General features: G+C 72.2%; 13 protein-coding genes and 2 tRNA genes. 5 read left to right on the top strand and 10 right to left on the bottom strand.

The features are described from left to right. Positions 1 to 27 precede the first annotated feature (27 nt). Positions 28 to 999 (top strand): FHA domain-containing protein, encoded by a 972-nt coding sequence (locus PV342_RS33220; RefSeq protein WP_400801426.1) that lies wholly within the window; start codon positions 28 to 30, stop codon positions 997 to 999. On the opposite strand, the gene PV342_RS33215 is transcribed toward PV342_RS33220, so the two are convergent. Then, positions 980 to 2131, bottom strand: coding sequence for a methyltransferase domain-containing protein (locus tag PV342_RS33215; protein ID WP_400801424.1), 1152 nt, complete (start codon positions 2129 to 2131; stop codon positions 980 to 982). The genes PV342_RS33220 and PV342_RS33215 overlap by 20 nt on opposite strands. A 62-nt stretch (positions 2132 to 2193) precedes the next feature. On the opposite strand from PV342_RS33215, the gene PV342_RS33210 reads away from it, so the two are divergent. Then, positions 2194 to 2598 (top strand): globin, encoded by a 405-nt coding sequence (locus tag PV342_RS33210; protein WP_386991026.1) that lies wholly within the window; start codon positions 2194 to 2196, stop codon positions 2596 to 2598. A gap of 136 nt (positions 2599 to 2734) precedes the next feature. Here the strand turns inward: PV342_RS33210 and PV342_RS33205 are convergent, their stop codons facing one another. The 7 genes from PV342_RS33205 to PV342_RS33175 form a co-directional block, all read right to left on the bottom strand. Next, entirely contained in the window at positions 2735 to 3430 is a 696-nt protein-coding gene (locus tag PV342_RS33205) for a DUF8185 domain-containing protein (RefSeq protein WP_361008630.1), read from the bottom strand. Beyond that, positions 3427 to 3879, bottom strand: a complete 453-nt coding sequence (locus PV342_RS33200; protein WP_500319932.1) for an acyl-CoA thioesterase — start codon at positions 3877 to 3879, stop codon at positions 3427 to 3429. Before PV342_RS33200 ends, PV342_RS33205 begins: the two co-directional genes overlap by 4 nt. 7 nt (positions 3880 to 3886) lie before the next feature. Continuing rightward, the gene (ettA, locus tag PV342_RS33195) at positions 3887 to 5551 is read right to left on the bottom strand and encodes an energy-dependent translational throttle protein EttA (protein WP_391577920.1); all 1665 of its coding nucleotides are present in this window, start codon (positions 5549 to 5551) and stop codon (positions 3887 to 3889) included. A 477-nt stretch (positions 5552 to 6028) separates the two neighbouring features. Next, on the bottom strand, positions 6029 to 7447 hold the full coding sequence (locus PV342_RS33190) for an LAETG motif-containing sortase-dependent surface protein (protein ID WP_500319930.1): 1419 nt from the start codon (positions 7445 to 7447) through the stop codon (positions 6029 to 6031). Positions 7448 to 7680: 233 nt separating this feature from the next. After that, entirely contained in the window at positions 7681 to 8127 is a 447-nt protein-coding gene (gene ssb, locus PV342_RS33185; RefSeq protein ID WP_500319928.1) for a single-stranded DNA-binding protein, read from the bottom strand. Between the two features lie 116 nt (positions 8128 to 8243). After that, positions 8244 to 9842 (bottom strand): GTPase, encoded by a 1599-nt coding sequence (locus tag PV342_RS33180; protein ID WP_361008643.1) that lies wholly within the window; start codon positions 9840 to 9842, stop codon positions 8244 to 8246. A gap of 4 nt (positions 9843 to 9846) precedes the next feature. Further along, positions 9847 to 11487 (bottom strand): dynamin family protein, encoded by a 1641-nt coding sequence (locus PV342_RS33175; protein WP_500319971.1) that lies wholly within the window; start codon positions 11485 to 11487, stop codon positions 9847 to 9849. 331 nt (positions 11488 to 11818) lie between these two features. Between PV342_RS33175 and PV342_RS33170 the strand changes: the two genes are divergently transcribed. The 3 genes from PV342_RS33170 (at position 11819) to PV342_RS33160 (ending at position 15664) form a co-directional block, all read left to right on the top strand. Then, positions 11819 to 11891 (top strand) — tRNA-Arg (locus PV342_RS33170). A 378-nt stretch (positions 11892 to 12269) separates the two neighbouring features. Further along, a complete protein-coding gene (locus PV342_RS33165; protein WP_500319926.1) occupies positions 12270 to 15497 on the top strand; it encodes an FG-GAP-like repeat-containing protein in 3228 nt (1075 codons plus the stop codon). A gap of 88 nt (positions 15498 to 15585) precedes the next feature. Continuing rightward, positions 15586 to 15664 (top strand) — tRNA-Arg (locus PV342_RS33160). Positions 15665 to 15784: 120 nt separating this feature from the next. Here the strand turns inward: PV342_RS33160 and PV342_RS33155 are convergent. Together PV342_RS33155 and PV342_RS33150 are read right to left on the bottom strand one after the other, a co-directional pair. Continuing rightward, complete coding sequence (locus PV342_RS33155; RefSeq protein ID WP_500319924.1) at positions 15785 to 15931, bottom strand: hypothetical protein; 147 nt, start codon at positions 15929 to 15931, stop codon at positions 15785 to 15787. Between the two features lie 386 nt (positions 15932 to 16317). Next, positions 16318 to 16765, bottom strand: a 448-nt coding sequence (locus tag PV342_RS33150; protein WP_500319922.1) for a DNA-directed RNA polymerase subunit alpha C-terminal domain-containing protein, incomplete at its 5' end; no start/stop codon positions are given.

Here is a 16765-nt window from a genome sequence, read left to right as displayed (position 1 = left end):
CAGCGGGGCAGAGGGGGAGAGAGCGACATGTCGACTTGCCCGAACGGTCACCAGTCCGCGACGGACGACTGGTGCGAGGTGTGCGGAATGCGCATGTCCGCGCCACCGTCCCCCTCCGTCCCCGCCTCGCCGTCGCCACCGTCCACGTACGCCGCGCCGGGTCCGCCGCCGCCCCCGCCGCCCTACTCCGGCGGCTACCCACCCGGTTACGAGTCCGCCTACGACCCGGCCTACGACCCCGGCTACGGCCGTGGTCAGGGCGGCTTCGGCTACGACCCGGAGGCCACCGCGGCCGCGGAGCCCTGCCCCGACTGCGGTACTCCGCGCGAGGGCTACGCCCAGTTCTGCGAGGAGTGCCGCTACGACTTCGTCACCCAGGCCGGGACGACCTTCGTCCCGCCGGCGCGGCCCTCCTCCCCCGGTTACCCGCCGGACGGGCCGCCGTACCAGCGCTACGAGTCGCAGCTGTCCCGCCCGTCGCAGATCAACCGCCCGGCGGAGCCGCTGGCCCCGGAGTCGGTGACCTCCGGCTCGGGCGACTTCCTGCTCACCCCGCCGAGCCTGCCGGATCCCGGCGCCGGGCAGGCGGGCCCGCGCACCTGGACCGCCGTGATCGCCGCCGACCGGGAGTACTTCACCGGGATGATGGCCCGCAGCGGCCCGGAGGCGCGCGGGCTGTACTTCCCGTCGTACTCCCCCGAGCAGCGGATGCCGCTGGCGGGCCCGCAGGTCACCGTCGGCCGCCGCCGGCACAGCACGGGCGTGGCCCCCGACATCGACCTGTCCCGGGCGCCGGAGGACCCGGGGGTCTCCCACAAGCACGCCGTGCTGGTGGAGCAGCCCGACGGCAGCTGGTCGGTGGTGGACCAGGGCTCGACCAACGGCACCACGGTCAACGGCGGCGAGGACCCCATCGACCCCTTCGTGCCCGTCCCGCTGACGGACGGCGACCGCGTCCACGTCGGCGCCTGGACGACGATCACGATCGTCCGCGACTGACCGCGGCCGTTCCCGGCACGGGCGGCAGCTCCCAGCGATGCGGCCCGTCCGGGCGGTCCAGCCAGGTCCACTGGCGGCCGTCCGCCACGCTCATGCCGAAGCGGTCCCGGGGCGGCCGGCCCTCGTCGCACCACAGGCCGTACGCCTCCTCGACGGACGCCCACAGGTCGCGCGGCCCGGAGAGCCGGACGGTGCCGTCCCGGGCGGCGTGCGCGACGGAGCCGTCGGCGGCGGTGACCGTGGGGCCGCCGGCGGTCCAGTGGACCTCGGCGTCCCCGGCGTACAGGCCGAGCAGGAAGCGGAACAGCTCGTTCTCCAGAACCCTCGGCGGGGTGTCGCCGGCACGGCTGCGCCCGCCGGCGAAGCAGGCGCCGGCGGTCTCCCGGCGCGGGGCCGCGCCTGCGCCCCGCAGCGAGACGAAGTAGGCGGGGGTGTGCAGGAAGCGCCCCTCGGCCCGCGCCGGGCCCGTCACGCGCAACGCGATCAGCCCGGCCGCGAAGGGCGCGAGGATCAGCCCGCCGGGCCGGCACTGCCGCGGCCACGCCTGCGGCACCGACGGCAGCTCGCAGGTGGCGACGATCCGGTCGTACGGCGCGCGCTCCGGGCAGCCCAGCGCCCCGTCCCCGGTGACCACGGTCACCGGACGCCCGGCCGCGACCAGGTGCGCGCGTGCGGCCTCGGTGATCTCCGCGTCGAGGTCCACCGTGGTCACCGCGCCGGCGCCCAGGCGGTGCGCCAGCAGGGCCGCGTTGTACCCGGTCCCGGCGCCGATCTCCAGCACCCGCTGCCCGTCCTCCACCCCCAGCGCCTCCAGCATGGCGGCCATCAGCGAGGGCTGGCTGCTGGAGGAGACCGGCTCCCCGCCCCGGACCAGGGTGATCAGCGGCACATCGGCGTAGGCCCCGGACAGCCAGCGGGACCGGCCGCGCGGGTCGGGGTCGTCGGCCGACAGCCGCGTGAACCCTCCGTCCGAGCGGGGCCGGTGGTAGACGGGCACGAACAGATGCCTCGGGACCTCCTCGAACGCCGCCCGCCACCGCGGGTCCGCCGGCCCGCCGGCCGCCGCGATCCGGCGCACCAGCCGGGCCCGCAGCGGAACCGCGGCCGCCGCGTACCGGTCGCCATCCGTCATATGACCACTCTGCGACGGTGACCCCCTCCGGACAACGCGGGCCGTCTGAGAACATGGGGGGCGTGAACGAGATCCCGCAGGGCACCGTGGAGCAGCAGACGTTCTTCGAGGCGGTCGGCGGCGAGCCGACCTTCCGGCGGCTCGTCCGCCGCTTCTACGAGGGCGTCGCCCAGGACCCGCTCCTGCGCCCCATGTACCCGGAGGAGGACCTCGGCCCCGCGGAGGACCGCATGCGGCTGTTCCTCATGCAGTACTGGGGCGGCCCCCGCACGTACAGCGAGAACCGCGGCCACCCCCGGCTGCGGATGCGCCACGCACCCTTCCGCGTCGACCAGGCCGCGCACGACGCGTGGCTGCTGCACATGCGCGCCGCGGTCGACGAGCTCGGCCTGGAGCCCGACCTCGAGCGGCAGCTGTGGGACTACCTGGTGTACGCGGCGGCGTCGATGGTGAACACCGCGGGCTGATTCCGTCGCCCGGATGTGTCACCATCCGGGACTGCACCCGCACGGGCGTGTCCCCCTGAGCGTTCTTGTGCGCCCTCGACGGGTGATCAGGGGGACGGGTGACGATCACTCCGCGCTCGGCAACCGCGTTCCGGAGTCAGCGGACCGGGCTGACCGACAGCCCCGGCAGGCCGCGCCGTACGGCGACCGAGCCGTACGGCGTGCGCAGCCGCAGCCACGGTCCCGCGGCGAGCAGCAGCACCGCGGGCTGCTCGGCGGTGCGCGGTGCGGGGACGGCCGTGCGCACCGGGCGGAGGAAGCCCAGCGCGTGGGCGGCGTGCACCACCCGCAGCGGCAGTCCGGTGGCACCGAGCCGCCGGGACCAGATGTCGTCGGCGATGGCGTCGAGCTCGGCGCGGGTGCGGCTCTCGGGCCGCAGCGCCTCGCTGCGGTCGCGGAACTCGCTCACCGCGGCCGCGGCCACGGCGCGTACGTCCTCCGCGGACGGCAGTCCCGGTACCTGCTCCCAGCCGCCGCGCGGCGGGAGCAGCCCGGCCCAGGCCGGACCGGTGACGGCCGGGGGCACGGCGACCGTGCCCGTCACGTCGTCGATGCCGTCGAGCAACTGCCCGGCGGAGACCGTCGAGTCCAGGTCGCCGGCGTCCCCGTCCAGTTCGGCGGTACGGACGGCCAGGACCCCGCCGCCGAACGGCGGCTGCCCGAACACGGCGAGCACCGTGCCCGAGGCGCGCAGCCGGACGACGGCGGCCTTGTCCCAGCGGAGCAGCCGGGCCAGGAAGGCGGCGAAACCGTCCGCCTCCCTGGCGTCGACGAGTCGCAGGGGTGCCGTCATGCGGCGACTGCCCCCTCGCCGGCGGCGCCGGAGTCGCTCGCGCTGTCGTCGAAGTATCCCTCGAGGAAGGACCGCTCCTCCGCCGTGATCCGGCGCGGCCGGCCCTTCTCGAGGTTGTACGGCACCACGACCGTGGCGGCGCGCACATAGACCGTCTCCGCGTCCTTGACCTCGTACGCGACGGTCAGGGAGGCGGCGGTCACCTTGGTCACCCACGTCTCGACGGTGACCGGCTCGTGCCGGTGCACCAGCGGGCGCAGATAGTCGATCTCGTGGCGGGCGACGACCGACCCGCCGGTGAACGACTCGCTGCCCTCCCCGGGCGCCAGCCGGAACATGAAGTCGATCCGGGCCTCCTCCAGATAGCGGAGGAAGACTACGTTGTTGACGTGCCCGAAGGCGTCCATGTCCGACCAGCGCATCGGGCAGCGGTAGATGTGACGCGCCATCCGCCGATCAGCCCCGGGTGAGCTTCTTGTAGGTGGCGCGGTGCGGCCGGGCCGCGTCGGCGCCGAGCCGCTCGATCTTGTTCTTCTCGTAGGACTCGAAGTTGCCCTCGAACCAGAACCACTTGGACTCGCCCTCGTAGGCGAGGATGTGGGTGGCCACCCGGTCCAGGAACCAGCGGTCGTGGGAGACGACCACGGCGCAGCCGGGGAAGTCCAGCAGCGCGTTCTCCAGCGAGGACAGGGTCTCGACGTCGAGGTCGTTCGTCGGCTCGTCGAGGAGCAGCAGGTTGCCGCCCTGCTTGAGGGTGAGCGCCAGGTTGAGGCGGTTGCGCTCGCCGCCGGACAGGATGCCGGCCGGCTTCTGCTGGTCCGGGCCCTTGAAGCCGAAGGCGCTGACGTACGCGCGGGACGGCATCTCGACCTGGCCCACGTTGATGTAGTCCAGCTCGTCCGACACGACCGCCCAGAGGGTCTTCTTGGGGTCGATGTTGGCGCGGGTCTGGTCGACGTACGAGATCTTGACCGTGTCGCCGACCTTGATCGTCCCGGAGTCCGGGTCCTCCAGGCCCTGGATCATCTTGAAGAGCGTGGTCTTGCCGGCGCCGTTGGGGCCGATGACGCCCACGATGCCGTTGCGCGGCAGCGTGAACGACAGGTCGTCGATGAGGACCTTCTCGCCGAACGCCTTGGAGAGGTTGTTCACCTCGACCACGATGTTGCCCAGACGCGGGCCCGGCGGGATCTGGATCTCCTCGAAGTCGAGCTTGCGCATCTTCTCGGCTTCGGCGGCCATCTCCTCGTAACGGGCGAGGCGGGCCTTGGACTTGGCCTGGCGGCCCTTGGCGTTGGAGCGGACCCACTCCAGCTCGTCCTTGAGCCGCTTGGCGCGCTTGGCGTCCTTCTGGCCCTCGACCTTCAGACGCGACTGCTTGGTCTCCAGGTACGTGGAGTAGTTGCCCTGGTACGGGTAGGCGCGGCCGCGGTCGAGCTCGAGGATCCACTCGGCGACGTTGTCCAGGAAGTACCGGTCGTGGGTGATCGCCACGACGGTGCCCGCGTACTTGGCCAGGTGCTGCTCCAGCCACTGCACGGACTCGGCGTCCAGGTGGTTGGTGGGCTCGTCGAGGAGCAGCAGGTCGGGGGCCTCCAGCAGCAGCTTGCACAGCGCGACGCGGCGCTTCTCACCACCGGAGAGGTTGACCACGGGCCAGTCGCCGGGCGGGCAGCCGAGGGCGTCCATCGCCTGCTCCAGCTGGGCGTCCAGGTCCCAGGCGTTGGCGTGGTCCAGCTCCTCCTGCAGCTTGCCCATCTCGTCGAGCAGCGCGTCGGAGTAGTCGGTCGCCATCAGCTCGGCGATCTCGTTGAACCGGTCCAGCTTGGCCTTGACCGGGCCCACACCGTCCTGGACGTTCTCCAGCACGGTCTTGGACTCGTCCAGCGGGGGCTCCTGCAGCAGGATGCCGACCGAGTATCCGGGCGAGATGTACGCGTCGCCGTTGGACGGCTGCTCCAGACCCGCCATGATCTTGAGCACCGTGGACTTACCGGCACCGTTGGGTCCCACGACACCGATCTTCGCGCCGGGCAGGAAGTTCAGGGTGACGTCGTCGAGGATCACCTTGTCGCCGTGCGCCTTGCGCGTCTTGCGCATGGTGTAGATGAACTCAGCCAAGAGAAACCGTCCGGCATTCGATGTGTGGGCAGATACACCCCATCTTGCCAGCCGTCCACCCCCGGGCGGAAACGAGTACCCGGGCGACGTCGCTCACGCCTGCGACCTGGGCACCGGCCGCCTCGTACCTGTCGTCGCCTGTCGCTGTCCGTCGACGCGGGCCATCCTCGGACGGCCCCGGGGCGGCCCAGCCGCCTCCGCCTGGCCCGTGGCGCGGCTTTGCGGGCCGGTGGCCGCCTCAGCCTTACGGAACTTGGCGTCCACGGCGTCGAGCTGCATCTGTAGATACAGCCTGATCACTCGCAGGCGTTCCGGATCCCCAGGCAACTGGTACAGACGTTCGAGACTGCCCTACCGGGCAGGGGGACAGGGCTTGTTGGCGCCGCCCGGGCCCGGCAGACGCGCCGGGAACTGCGAAGGGGGCGGAGGTCTGTCGACCTCCGCCCCCTTCACTCAGGAGCGGCCTGCGGGGTCAGTTCACTCGGCGGAGGGGGCCGCCTTCTTCTTCCGGAGGAAGAAGACCGCGCCGCCACCGACGACGACCAGGGCGATCGCGATGCCGGCGATCACCGGGGTGGCGCTGCTCGAACCGGTCTCGGCGAGGTCGCCGCCGGTGGTGGAGCCGGTGTCACCCGTGCCCTCGGAGGAGCCGCCGGCCGTGGCCGGGCTCGGCGAGGAGGACGGGGTGTCGCCGCCGTTGCCGGCGGTCTCGCAGTCGAGGACGCCCTCGAAGGTCTTCTCGAAGCCCTCGGGGCCGGAGATGGTGACCTTGTAGTGCTGGTCCTCGGCCACCGGCACGGTGATGGTCTCGGACTTGCCGGCCTCGACCGTGTAGTCCTTGTCGGCCAGCTTGAAGGTGAACGGCTGGTCGCCCTCGTTGGCGGCCGTCACGTCCAGGCCGTTCTTGGCGCAGTTGACCTCGGCGGAGACCGCGGGGATCGGGCCCTTGGCGGCCCAGGTGCCCGTCGCGGTCGCGGAGACGGAGCTGTCGCTGGAGCCGGCGAGGATCTGGACCTGCGTGGTGCTGTCGACGCCCGTGAAGGCGCGGCCGACCGGCAGCTTGGTGTTGGCGGTGGCCGTCAGCGACGTCGTGCCGTCGGGGGTGCCGGCCTCGACGTCGAAGTAGAGCTCGTCGCCGTTCTTGGCGGAGGTGACCGCAGTGCCGTTCTTGTCGGTGACCTTGACGCCGGAGGGGTTGCTGGGCGCGGGGCTCACCTGGACGGTGGAGGCGTTGGTGTTGACCTTGATCGGACCGAGCAGGTCACCGGCCTTGCCGGAGACCGCGGGCGGGTCGAGGGTCAGCGACGCCGCGGGCTCCTTGAGGTCCTTGGCGTTCCCCTCCAGCCAGTCCGCGAGCTGCTCGGCGACCGGGTTGACCGCGGTCACGTCGGCCTTGTCGGAGAAGCGCCAGATGGCCACCTGGGTACCGGCGGCGGCGAGCTCCGGGGTCAGCGCGCCGTCCTTGATCTCAGCCGTCTTCTGCAGGGCGGAGAGGTCGTCGACCTGGGGGTACGAGTTCTGCAGGATCCAGTTGATCTTCCCCGCATCGCCGTTGTCGTGCAGGCTCGACTGGTCCCAGGAGACTTCCTTGTACTTCGCCTCGGTCTGCGTGGGGTTCTTGATGTCGATGCAGTACGTCTGGATCGTGCCGCCGCCGTCGACGGACATCTCGAAGAGGCCGGCGCTGACGTGCTCATCCGCCTTGCCCTCCTCCTTGATGACGGCGTTGTCGGCGGTCTTCAGGCCGCCGAGCGTCGCCGTCGCACCGGGCGCGGTGGGGGTCGCGTCGTCCGCGATGGCGGACCCGGCAACGGCTATGGAACCCGCGGCGAGGAGGCCCGAGGCCACCATCGCAACGGAAAGACGGGCAGCTCCCCGCCTCCGTACAGTGAACATGAATTTCCCCTCCGGGCGAGGCTGGTCGTGGGGGCACACCTCGCCGTCAGCTGTGGATCCCCGCGGAAAGCCGGGGTACCGCTGAATCCTAGGAACCAACCGCACCAAAGCCACCGGGATTCACAGCCGCCCGAGAATTCGAATCGAAATCGTTACCCGCGCGTAGGCATGAACGTGAAATTGTCGATAAATCATCGACGTTTTGCCGCAGGGCGAATGCGCAGCTGTCCGGCTTATCCGGACAGCGCGGCCAGCGGATCACCGGTCGGCGACTCCCCGGCGCCGGGCGTGGAATTCGGAACCGTGAGTTCCGGCCGGGCCGCGGACAGCCGCCGGAACGCCGAGGTGCCCCGCGTCAGATCGTGGCCGCAGGCGATCGCGTCGACGTCGGCCGAGATCCAGCGCTGACCGTCGCGCTCCTCCTCACGGACTCTCAGGCGGCCCTGGACGAGCAGCGGTTCGCCGACCCCGACCGAGGCCACCACGTTCTCCCCCAGCTGCCTCCAGGCCCACACCGTGTAGAAGCTGGTGTGCCCGTCCGACCAGCCGCCGCGCTCGCGGTCCCAGCGGCGCGCCGTCGTCGCCAGGCGGAACCTGGCGACCGGGACGCCCGTGGGCGTCTTGCGGAATTCCGGCCTGGTGGCGACATTCCCCACGACGGTGACCAGTGTCTCGTTCATTGCCGATGCTCCCCCGTTGCCGTCGCCGGCCGGCGACCCCCTGCCGCCGGCCCCCGCGATGGCTCCATGGTGCGCCCGCCGCGCCCCCCGTGGAGGAATCGGATTCAACCTGTGGATTACTGGCCCGCTGTGGACAACTCCGTCATCCGGAAGTGGTTCCCGGTGAGTACCCCGTACTGCTCCCGCACTTCCCGGTAGCGCAGCAATTCCGCCGCCAGCGGTTCCAGTACCCGTGCCCGCCCGCAGTCGGCCGCCGCGTCGGCCATCCGCCGCTCCGCGGCCTGACCGTGCCGCCGGGCCGGGCCCCGGGCCGCGAACCGGCTCACCCGGGTGAGCAGCGGTCCGCCCAGAGCACCCACGGCCAGCAGCACGGGCGGCAGCCACCACGGCAGCCGCAGCGCACCCGCCGCCGTCACGGTCCCGGAGACCAGCGCTGCTGTCGCGAGCAGCGCCAGCAGCCACTGAGCCGTGCCGACCACCGACCACCACCGGGGACGCGGCGGCTCGTCCGGCGCCGCCCGCTCCACCGCCGCGTCCAGCGCCTCCGGGAGCGTGCGCCCACCGCGGCGCGCGGCCTCCCGTACGGCCTGCGCCCACGGAGCGGGCAGCCCCGCCACGGCCTCCGCGGCGACCGCGCGCACCGCCTCGTCGACCGACGCGCGGGACGCCGACAGCGCCGGGCGGCGGCCGTCGAGGGAGTCCTCGCCCCGCCCCGTACCGCGGACCCGGCGCAGCTGCCGCCACGGGGTGCCGCACGCCTCGTCGGCGGCCCTGGCCCACGCGCGCTCCGCCGCCCGGCCCGCCGCCGCGGCCCCGACGGCGTGCGCGAGGCTCGCCGTGAAGTCCTCGCGGGCCCGGTCGGTGAGCCCCGTCACCCCCTCGGCGACGTACAGCGGGCGCAGCCGCTCGGCGAGCCCGTCCACGTCCGCGGACAGCCGCCGGCTCGCGGCGGCGCGCTCGGCCACGACCTGGCCGACGGCCGCCCTCAGTTCCGGGACGCCGTCGCCGCTCAGCGCCGAGACGGCCATCACCATGGCGCCGTCCTCGCCGTGCTCGCCGACGGCGAGCCCGTCGTCGTCGAGGAGGCGCCGCAGGTCGTCCAGGACCTGCTCCACGGCCTCCTCCGGGAGCCGGTCGATCTGGTTGAGGACGACGATCGTCACGTCGGCGTGCCCGGCCAGCGGCCGCAGGTAGCGCTCGTGGAGCGCGGCGTCCGCGTACTTCTCCGGGTCGAGCACCCACACGATCACGTCCACGAGCTTGAGCACGCGGTCCACCTGGTCGCGGTGGGCGGTCGCCGCCGAGTCGTGGTCCGGCAGGTCGAGCAGGACCAGGCCGGCGGGCCCGTCGTCCGTCCGTTCCGCCACCGCGTCCAGGGCGCTGTGCCGGGCGAACCGCGCCTTGGGCGCGATGCCGAGCCGGTCCAGCAGCCCGGAGGCGCCCCGGGGATCCCAGGCGCAGGCGACGGGTGCGGAGGTCGTGGGCCTCCGGACGCCGATCCTCGACAGCTCCAGTCCGGTCAGCGCGTTGAACAGCGACGACTTTCCGCTGCCGGTCGCCCCGGCCAGCGCCACCACCGTGTGGTCGGCGGAGAGCCGGCGCCGGTCGCCGACCCGTTCCAGCAGCTCGCCGGCCCCGTCGAGCGCCTCGTGGCTCACGCGGGTGCGCGACAGCCCGAGCAGTTCCGACAGCGCGTCCACCCGCTCCGTGAGCACCTGATCACCTCTCCTGCAATCCGTACGACTTCTGCACGACCGAAAGCTCCGCGATCAGCGCGGCCTGCTGGCCCGCCGTCACATCCACCGCCTCCACCGGGAGCACCCGCAGTTCCCGCTCGGCGTCGAGCACGTCGCCGACGAGCCGGTCCAGTTCCTCGCGCGCGCGGTCGCCCGCCCGCAGCGCCGCGTGCGCCCCGACGAGGGAGGCGAGCCGCTCGCCGGCGACCGTCCCCTTGCGGCCGCCGAGCACGGCGACGGCGATCAGCGCCGCCGCGTGCTGCGGATCGACGCCCTCGGCGCTCCCGCGCACCGCCTTGTGCGCCAGGCGGTTCACCGTGCACCCCCAGGTGTCGACGGCCTCATCGATCCGCTCGGCCGCGTCGTCCGCCGCCGCCTCCGGTTCGGTGCCCTCCGCCAGGACGGCGCCCGCCCGGTCGGCGCGCCAGGCGTCGAGGGTCCGCTCGTCCGCGGTGGCGACCTCGGTGCGCAGCAGCGCGGCCAGGCTGTCGGCCAGGGCGGCCACCAGGGCCGCCGGGCCGCAGTCCGGATAGCCGCGCCAGCTGGCCAGGGCCTCGCCGGCGAGCAACGCCCCCTCCCCGACAGCCTCCTGTACACGCGATTCGGCCTCGTCGTAGGCCTCGTCCACATGACGGGTCAGGCGCACCGCCGCGGCGTGCTGCGCGGCCGAGGCGCCCGCCAGTTCCGGGAGCCGGTTCCCCAGCGAGCCGAGTACGCCGGACGCGGTGCGCCGCACCGCCTGGTGCCGTGCCGCCGGGTCCTCGGCGCAGTGCGCGAGCCAGCTGCCGAGCGCGGCGACCGCGGTGTGCGGCAGGAGCCCGCCGGACCCGGCGGACTCGGGCAGTTCCGGGACGGTGAAGCGCGGCACGTCCCCGAGCCCGGCCCGGGTCAGCAGGGCCGCGTAGTGCTGGGAGACGTCCTCGGCGATCTGGTGCGGCACCCGGTCCAGGACGGTGGCCAGGGTGACGTCGTACTCCTTGGCCGTACGGAGCAGGTGCCACGGCACGGCGTCGGCGTAGCGCGACGCGGTGGTCACCAGGATCCAGATGTCGGCCGCGCAGAGCAGTTCGGCCGCGAGCTCCCGGTTGCGGGAGACGAGGGAGTCGATGTCGGGCGCGTCCAGCAGGGCGAGCCCGCGCGGCAGCGTGTCGTCGGTCTCCAGGCGCAGCCACAGCCTGGTCTCCTCCGCCTCGCGCTCCTCGTCGTTCCCGTCCGCGCCCTCCGCCCCGTCGGCGTCGGCCGCGGTGCGGGGCCGCGGCGCCCAGGCGCGGGCCAGGCCCGGCAGCACCCGCGGATCGGCGAACCACGCGCGGTCCTGGGGATGGCACACCAGCACCGGTGTGCGCGTCGTCGGGCGCAGCACGCCCGCGTCGCTCACCCGCCGCCCGATCAGCGAGTTCACGAGCGTGGACTTCCCCGCGCCCGTCGAACCGCCCACCACGGCGAGCAGCGGCGCTTCGGGCGCCTTCAGCCGGGGCACCAGATAGTCGTCGAGCTGCGCCAGCAGTTCCTGTCGTGTGCGGCGGGCCCGCTCGGTTCCGGGAAGGGGGAGGGGAAAACGCGCGTCCGCGACGCGGTCGCGCAGCGCCGACAGCGCGTCGAGGAGTTCGGGCCGTACATCCAAGATCGCCACCCTGGCAGAATGCCCCATTTTGGTGGGTTTTTGAAGCGTATTCCGCCTGGTTCACATCATTCGGCCCGCAAGAAGGCCGGAACGGGACGGAAGGGCCGGAAGAGACACCGGCATAACGAGTGCACAACAGCCGTCGACTGAGGCGCCAAAACTGGTGCGACATTCGCACCTGCCTGCGATTATCAGACCGCTTCACCGAACCTACACAACGTGTCATGAAGGCGAAGCAACCGGCCGCACATCAGCCGCGCCCTATCCTTGTCCCCGGCAAGGTCACGGAACCGTCGACACAAGGGGCGGGTTCGGTCGCGGCCAACGTCCGGCCCCCGTAGCTCAGTGGATAGAGCAGGCGCCTTCTAAGCGCTTGGCCGCAGGTTCGAGTCCTGCCGGGGGCACCCACACCCAGCCCTCCCAGCGGGAGGGCTTTTTACTGGTCAGGGACGGTTTCACTCGACGCAGGCCAGTCCCGGATGCCCCTTGGTGATCAAGGGCGCACTCCAGGACGCTCCGGGGCTGTCCGGCCGTCACCGGGTTTTCGCGGGTGGCTGTGTCGACTGCGTGTCGAAGTTCTCGACCGGAGGAAGAGAACGAACGCCCAAACGGTCGCCGTCGCCCCGTAGGGCGTGACACGGACCGCGATCAGTCTTTGAACGCGTTCGAAAACTCGATGTCGTGCGGTGATCCTCCTGCTACCGTCGTCCTGCTCGCGCAGGGATGAGCGGCGATTCAATGAGCGCCCCCCTTGCGTCGATTGCCCTGGGGAGGACTCTTTCGTGATTCGTCGACTGAACAGACGGGCCAGGCGCCGCCAGCGCGCGCTCGGCCGTATCGCTCTCACCGTCACGCTTGCCGCGACCGCCGGAATCGGCACCGCCGCGGGGACGGCTGTCGCCGAGGTTCCCAGCGCGTCCGCCGATCCCGTCGTCATCAGCCCGGGTGCGCGCTTCGTGCCCCGCGCCACCATCGTCCTGAACGCCGGCGAGACCGGCTTCCTCACCGCCCAGGAGGGTGACGACCGCCTCCGCTGGATCGACTACGCCACCGGTGCGACGACCATCCTCGAGCACCGGCTGCCCGAGCCGCTCGCCTACACCGTGGACGAGTTCCGCTTCGCCAAGTACCCGGGGGACTTCGGCCACGGCTCCGACACCGTCGCCCTCTACGCGGATTCCCCGACCCCGCACGTGACGCTCCAGCAGCGGGCCGGTGGCGGACCATCGGCTACGGTCCCGATCCCGGAGGGCCAGACGTACGTCGCGACCTACGGCGACACCGTCATCACCCGGACCGGCACCGAGAACGCCGTCACGAGCCTGCACCTCCTGCACCTGGAGAACGGCGAGGTACTGGACCGGAAACTGGAGGGCCTGCCGGAGGGGTGGAACCTTTCCGTCAGCGAGGGCGACGCCCGGTCCGTCGCCGTCCGCGGCATCAAGTGGGAGGACACCACGATGTCCCAGGGGTGGTGGGTCGTCGACCTCGCCACCGGGGGCGTGAAGGCGCTCTCCCCGCACGGCGAGAGCGTCTCCTTCGACCGGGACACCGTCTTCCAATTCGGCGCCCCGTCCGGCGACGCCGCCCTGGTGTACCGCCGCGACGACCTGGACGCGGAGCCGACCACCGTCGACCTGCGGGACGTGGCCTCGTACAACGACGTCGTCCGGCCCCTCGGCGACGGCTTCGTCACCGTGACCCCGCCCAACCCCGGCGACAACGAGTATCGGGGCAACCAGCTCTTCCTGCGCGACGCCAAGGGGAACTCGAAGTCCCTGCTGGCCGTCGCCTCCCCCTCGGTCCGCCGCACTCCCGACGGCTCGCTCCTGGTGGCCGGTGCGGAGGAGAACACCACCAAAGGCGCACTGGACTGGGGGTACTACCTCTTCACCCCCGCCGCGGACGGCACCGTCACCCGCAAGCGCCTCGCGGACATCGAGGACCGGGAGGCCAAGCCGGCCGGCATCTCGCTGGGCAGCGGCATCCTCACCACGGCCGACGACTCGCAGTACTACAGCCCCGGCACCTACATCGGCGGCTATCGGAGCACCTGGCTGAAGACCTCCGGCCGTCCGGAGGAGCTGAACTCGACCGTCGACGGCCTCGTGTCCGGCCGGGACGACGACTCCTGCAGCCCCACCTACGGCACCTACTGCGTGACCATGTTCGCGAGCGGCGACGGCTATCACGGCCGCAAGGCCGCGACCGAGCAGGACGTCACCATGCTCTACCGGAACGGCGCCGCCCCGTGGGGTCCGAGGGTGACCTCCGGGCTCGACAGCCCGCAACTCATCGACCTCTCCGGCCGGTTCGGCGTCGTGAACCAGGCGTCGGGCGGCCAGCAGGCGATCCTTTATTTCAAGGACGCCGACACCGGGAGCGTGCTCCTGAAGCGGGAGCCGGTCGCGGCCTCCGTCTGGGGCAACACCCTGTGGAGCTCCCTCGGCCGGTGGGACGACACCGGCTCGGGCGTGCCGACCGGGGTGGCCGCGAAGAACCTGTCAACGGGTGCCGCCGGCGACTCCTTCGACGCGGGTTGCGTCCCCAGTGACCTGCAGGCCGTGGGCCGTTGGGTGTACTGGCGGTGCAGCGACTACTGGCACGACTTCAAGGGCGCCGGTGTCTACGACCGGCAAGCCAAGCGCTCCCTGAAGCTCGGGGCCGACGAGACGCTTCTCGGCGACGGCTACCTGGTCCACCGCTCGGACGCGACCGGCCTCACCCTCGTCGACCTGCACAACGGCCTCCCGCTCAGCGGCAAGGAAGCGGACCTGCCCCAGCGGGTGGTCGTCACCGCCGCCGAGCTCGGAGACCGGACCGGGCGCCGGTCCGGGTGGACCGTCGACCGCTTCGGCGGTCACGTCGCCTACACGGGCGAGGACCGCCGAGTGCGGATCGTCCCGTCGGGCGTGCCGGCCTCCCGGATCGCCGTCATCGACGCCGACACGCCCGCCATGGACAGCAAGGCCGGTGCGTGGAAACCGCTTTGGTGGCTGTCGAAGCCGGCGGCGACATGGTCGCTGACGATGAAGAACAAGGCGACCGGGAAGACCGTGCGGACGTTCTCCGGCGGGGAGGCCCGGGGGCTGATCACGCCGTCGTGGGACGGCAAGGACGCGGCCGGGAAGTACGTCCCGAACGGGGCGTACGTCTGGACCCTGACCGCGAAGCCGGCCGACGGCGTTCAGGCGGACCTCTCCGTCTCCGGGACGGTACCGGTGACCGGCGGTGCCGCCGTGTGGCGCGACATGGTCGGTGACGACGGGTTCGGCGACCTGCTGGCGATGGACACGACCGGGGCCGTGTCGCTGTACAGGGGTACCGGGACCGGTGCGCTGTCGTCCCGTATCGCCGGGTCCGGCAGCAAGTTCGCCACCAACTCCGTGCTTGTGCCCGTCGGGGACGTGAACGGTGACCGGTGCGCCGATGTGCTCGTGCGGGTGGGTGACCAACTCCGGGCCTACCGGCCGGGGTGCGGGAAGATCGTCACCGCCTCATCGCCGTACACGCTGATCGGTGCCGGCTGGGCCCAGTACGACCAGCTGACGTCGCCGGGCGATGTGAACGGGGACGGCTTTGTCGACCTGATAGCACGCCAGGCGTCCACCGGTGATGTGTACTTCTACGCCGGCACAGCTGATCACCGGCTGAAGGCCCGGCTGCGCATTGGGACGAACTGGAAGCTGTACAAGCGGATCGTCGGGGCCGGGGACCTGAACGGGGACGGCCGTGGCGACCTGCTCGGGGTCGACTCGGCCGGTGTGCTGTGGCGGTACTACGGGACCTCCACCGGTGGCGTGACCACCCGCGTGCGGGTCGGCGGCGGGTGGGGCGTCTACTCCGCTCTCGTCGGGGTCGGTGACCTGTCCGGTGACGGACGCGCCGATCTGCTGGCGCGGGACACCGCCGGGAAGCTGTGGCGATACGCCTCCACGGGGGTCGGCACATACGGCGGCCGGGTGCTGATCGGCACCGGCGGCTGGAACGGATTCAAGGGTCTGTTCTGACCTCGAAGTGAGGGGGTGCGCTGTCGGCGCAGTCGCTGCGCCGACAGCGCACCCCCTGTGCCGACACGGACAGCAGCGACCCAGGGGCGGCCCAGCAGGGGTGTGGCTCTCGACGCGCCAAGCGCCTTCTCAGCGCTTGGCCGCAGGTTCGAGTCCTGCCGGGGGCACCCACTGCGCCCCTCCCTATGGAGGGGCTTTTTTGCTGGTCAGAGCCTTGCCGGCCGGAGTGCGGCAGCACCGGTCCAGCCGCGCGTGCTCACGGAACGTGCTCCTACGCCGTCCGGCTGTCACCGCGATTCGGTGGTCACCGGGAAGCTGGACCACACCACGAGTGCGGCGAAGGCGCAAACGACGGCGGCCGTGCAGCCGCGGGCCGCGCGCACGTACGGCACGGTCATGGCCTCCTCCCGCTCGACGGAGCGCTCCTCGTCCACGACACGTCCTCACCCGCGGGTGAGCCGCGACCGTCGCGTGCCGACAGAGCAGGAAGGCGGCGGCCCCAGCCGACTCGCCCTCCGGAACGGGTACGTGGGAGACCCGCTGAGGGCCGTTCCACGCCCCGGGACGGTTTGCCGCCCACGTGCCGGAGCCCACGCGCACGGCGCCGTCGGACGACGCGGCCGTGCAAACCGGGCGACGACGGGCCCCTACGAAACATTCCCCCCGGATGATCTCCGGGGGGAATGTCACGTGCTCCAGATGCCGACGGGGACGGCGCGTCAGGCGGCGCTCCCGGCCGCACCCTGGGGCGGGTGCGGCCGGCCGGTGCTCATCGCCGGGTGCTCCGCCCTCCTGGCGCCCCCGCGGCCCTGCGCGACGCTCAGTACTGCTCGGTCTCCACGAAACCCGCGCCCGCGCCGTCGTCCGCACCGAAGGCGGCGGCGGTCGGGTCGAATCCGGGCGGGCTGTCCTTCAGGGCCAGGCCCAGGCCGGCCAGCTTCGCCTTGACCTCGTCGATCGACTTCGCACCGAAGTTGCGGATGTCGAGCAGGTCGGCCTCGGAGCGGGTCAGAAGCTCGCCCACGGAGTGGACGCCCTCGCGCTTGAGGCAGTTGTAGGAACGGACGGTGAGCTCGAGCTCCTCGATCGGCAGCGCCATGTCGGCGGCGAGGGCGGCGTCCACGGGCGAGGGGCCCATGTCGATGCCCTCGGCGTCGACGTTCAGCTCACGGGCGAGACCGAACAGCTCGACCAGGGTCTTGCCGGCCGAGGCCACCGCGTCACGCGGACGCATCGCGGGCTTGGTCTCGACATCGACCACCAGCTTG

Origin of the sequence: Streptomyces sp. PA03-3a (assembly GCF_033792735.1) — a bacterium.
Taxonomy (GTDB): domain Bacteria; phylum Actinomycetota; class Actinomycetes; order Streptomycetales; family Streptomycetaceae; genus Actinacidiphila.
This window is presented reverse-complemented; position numbering and strand designations above follow the sequence as displayed.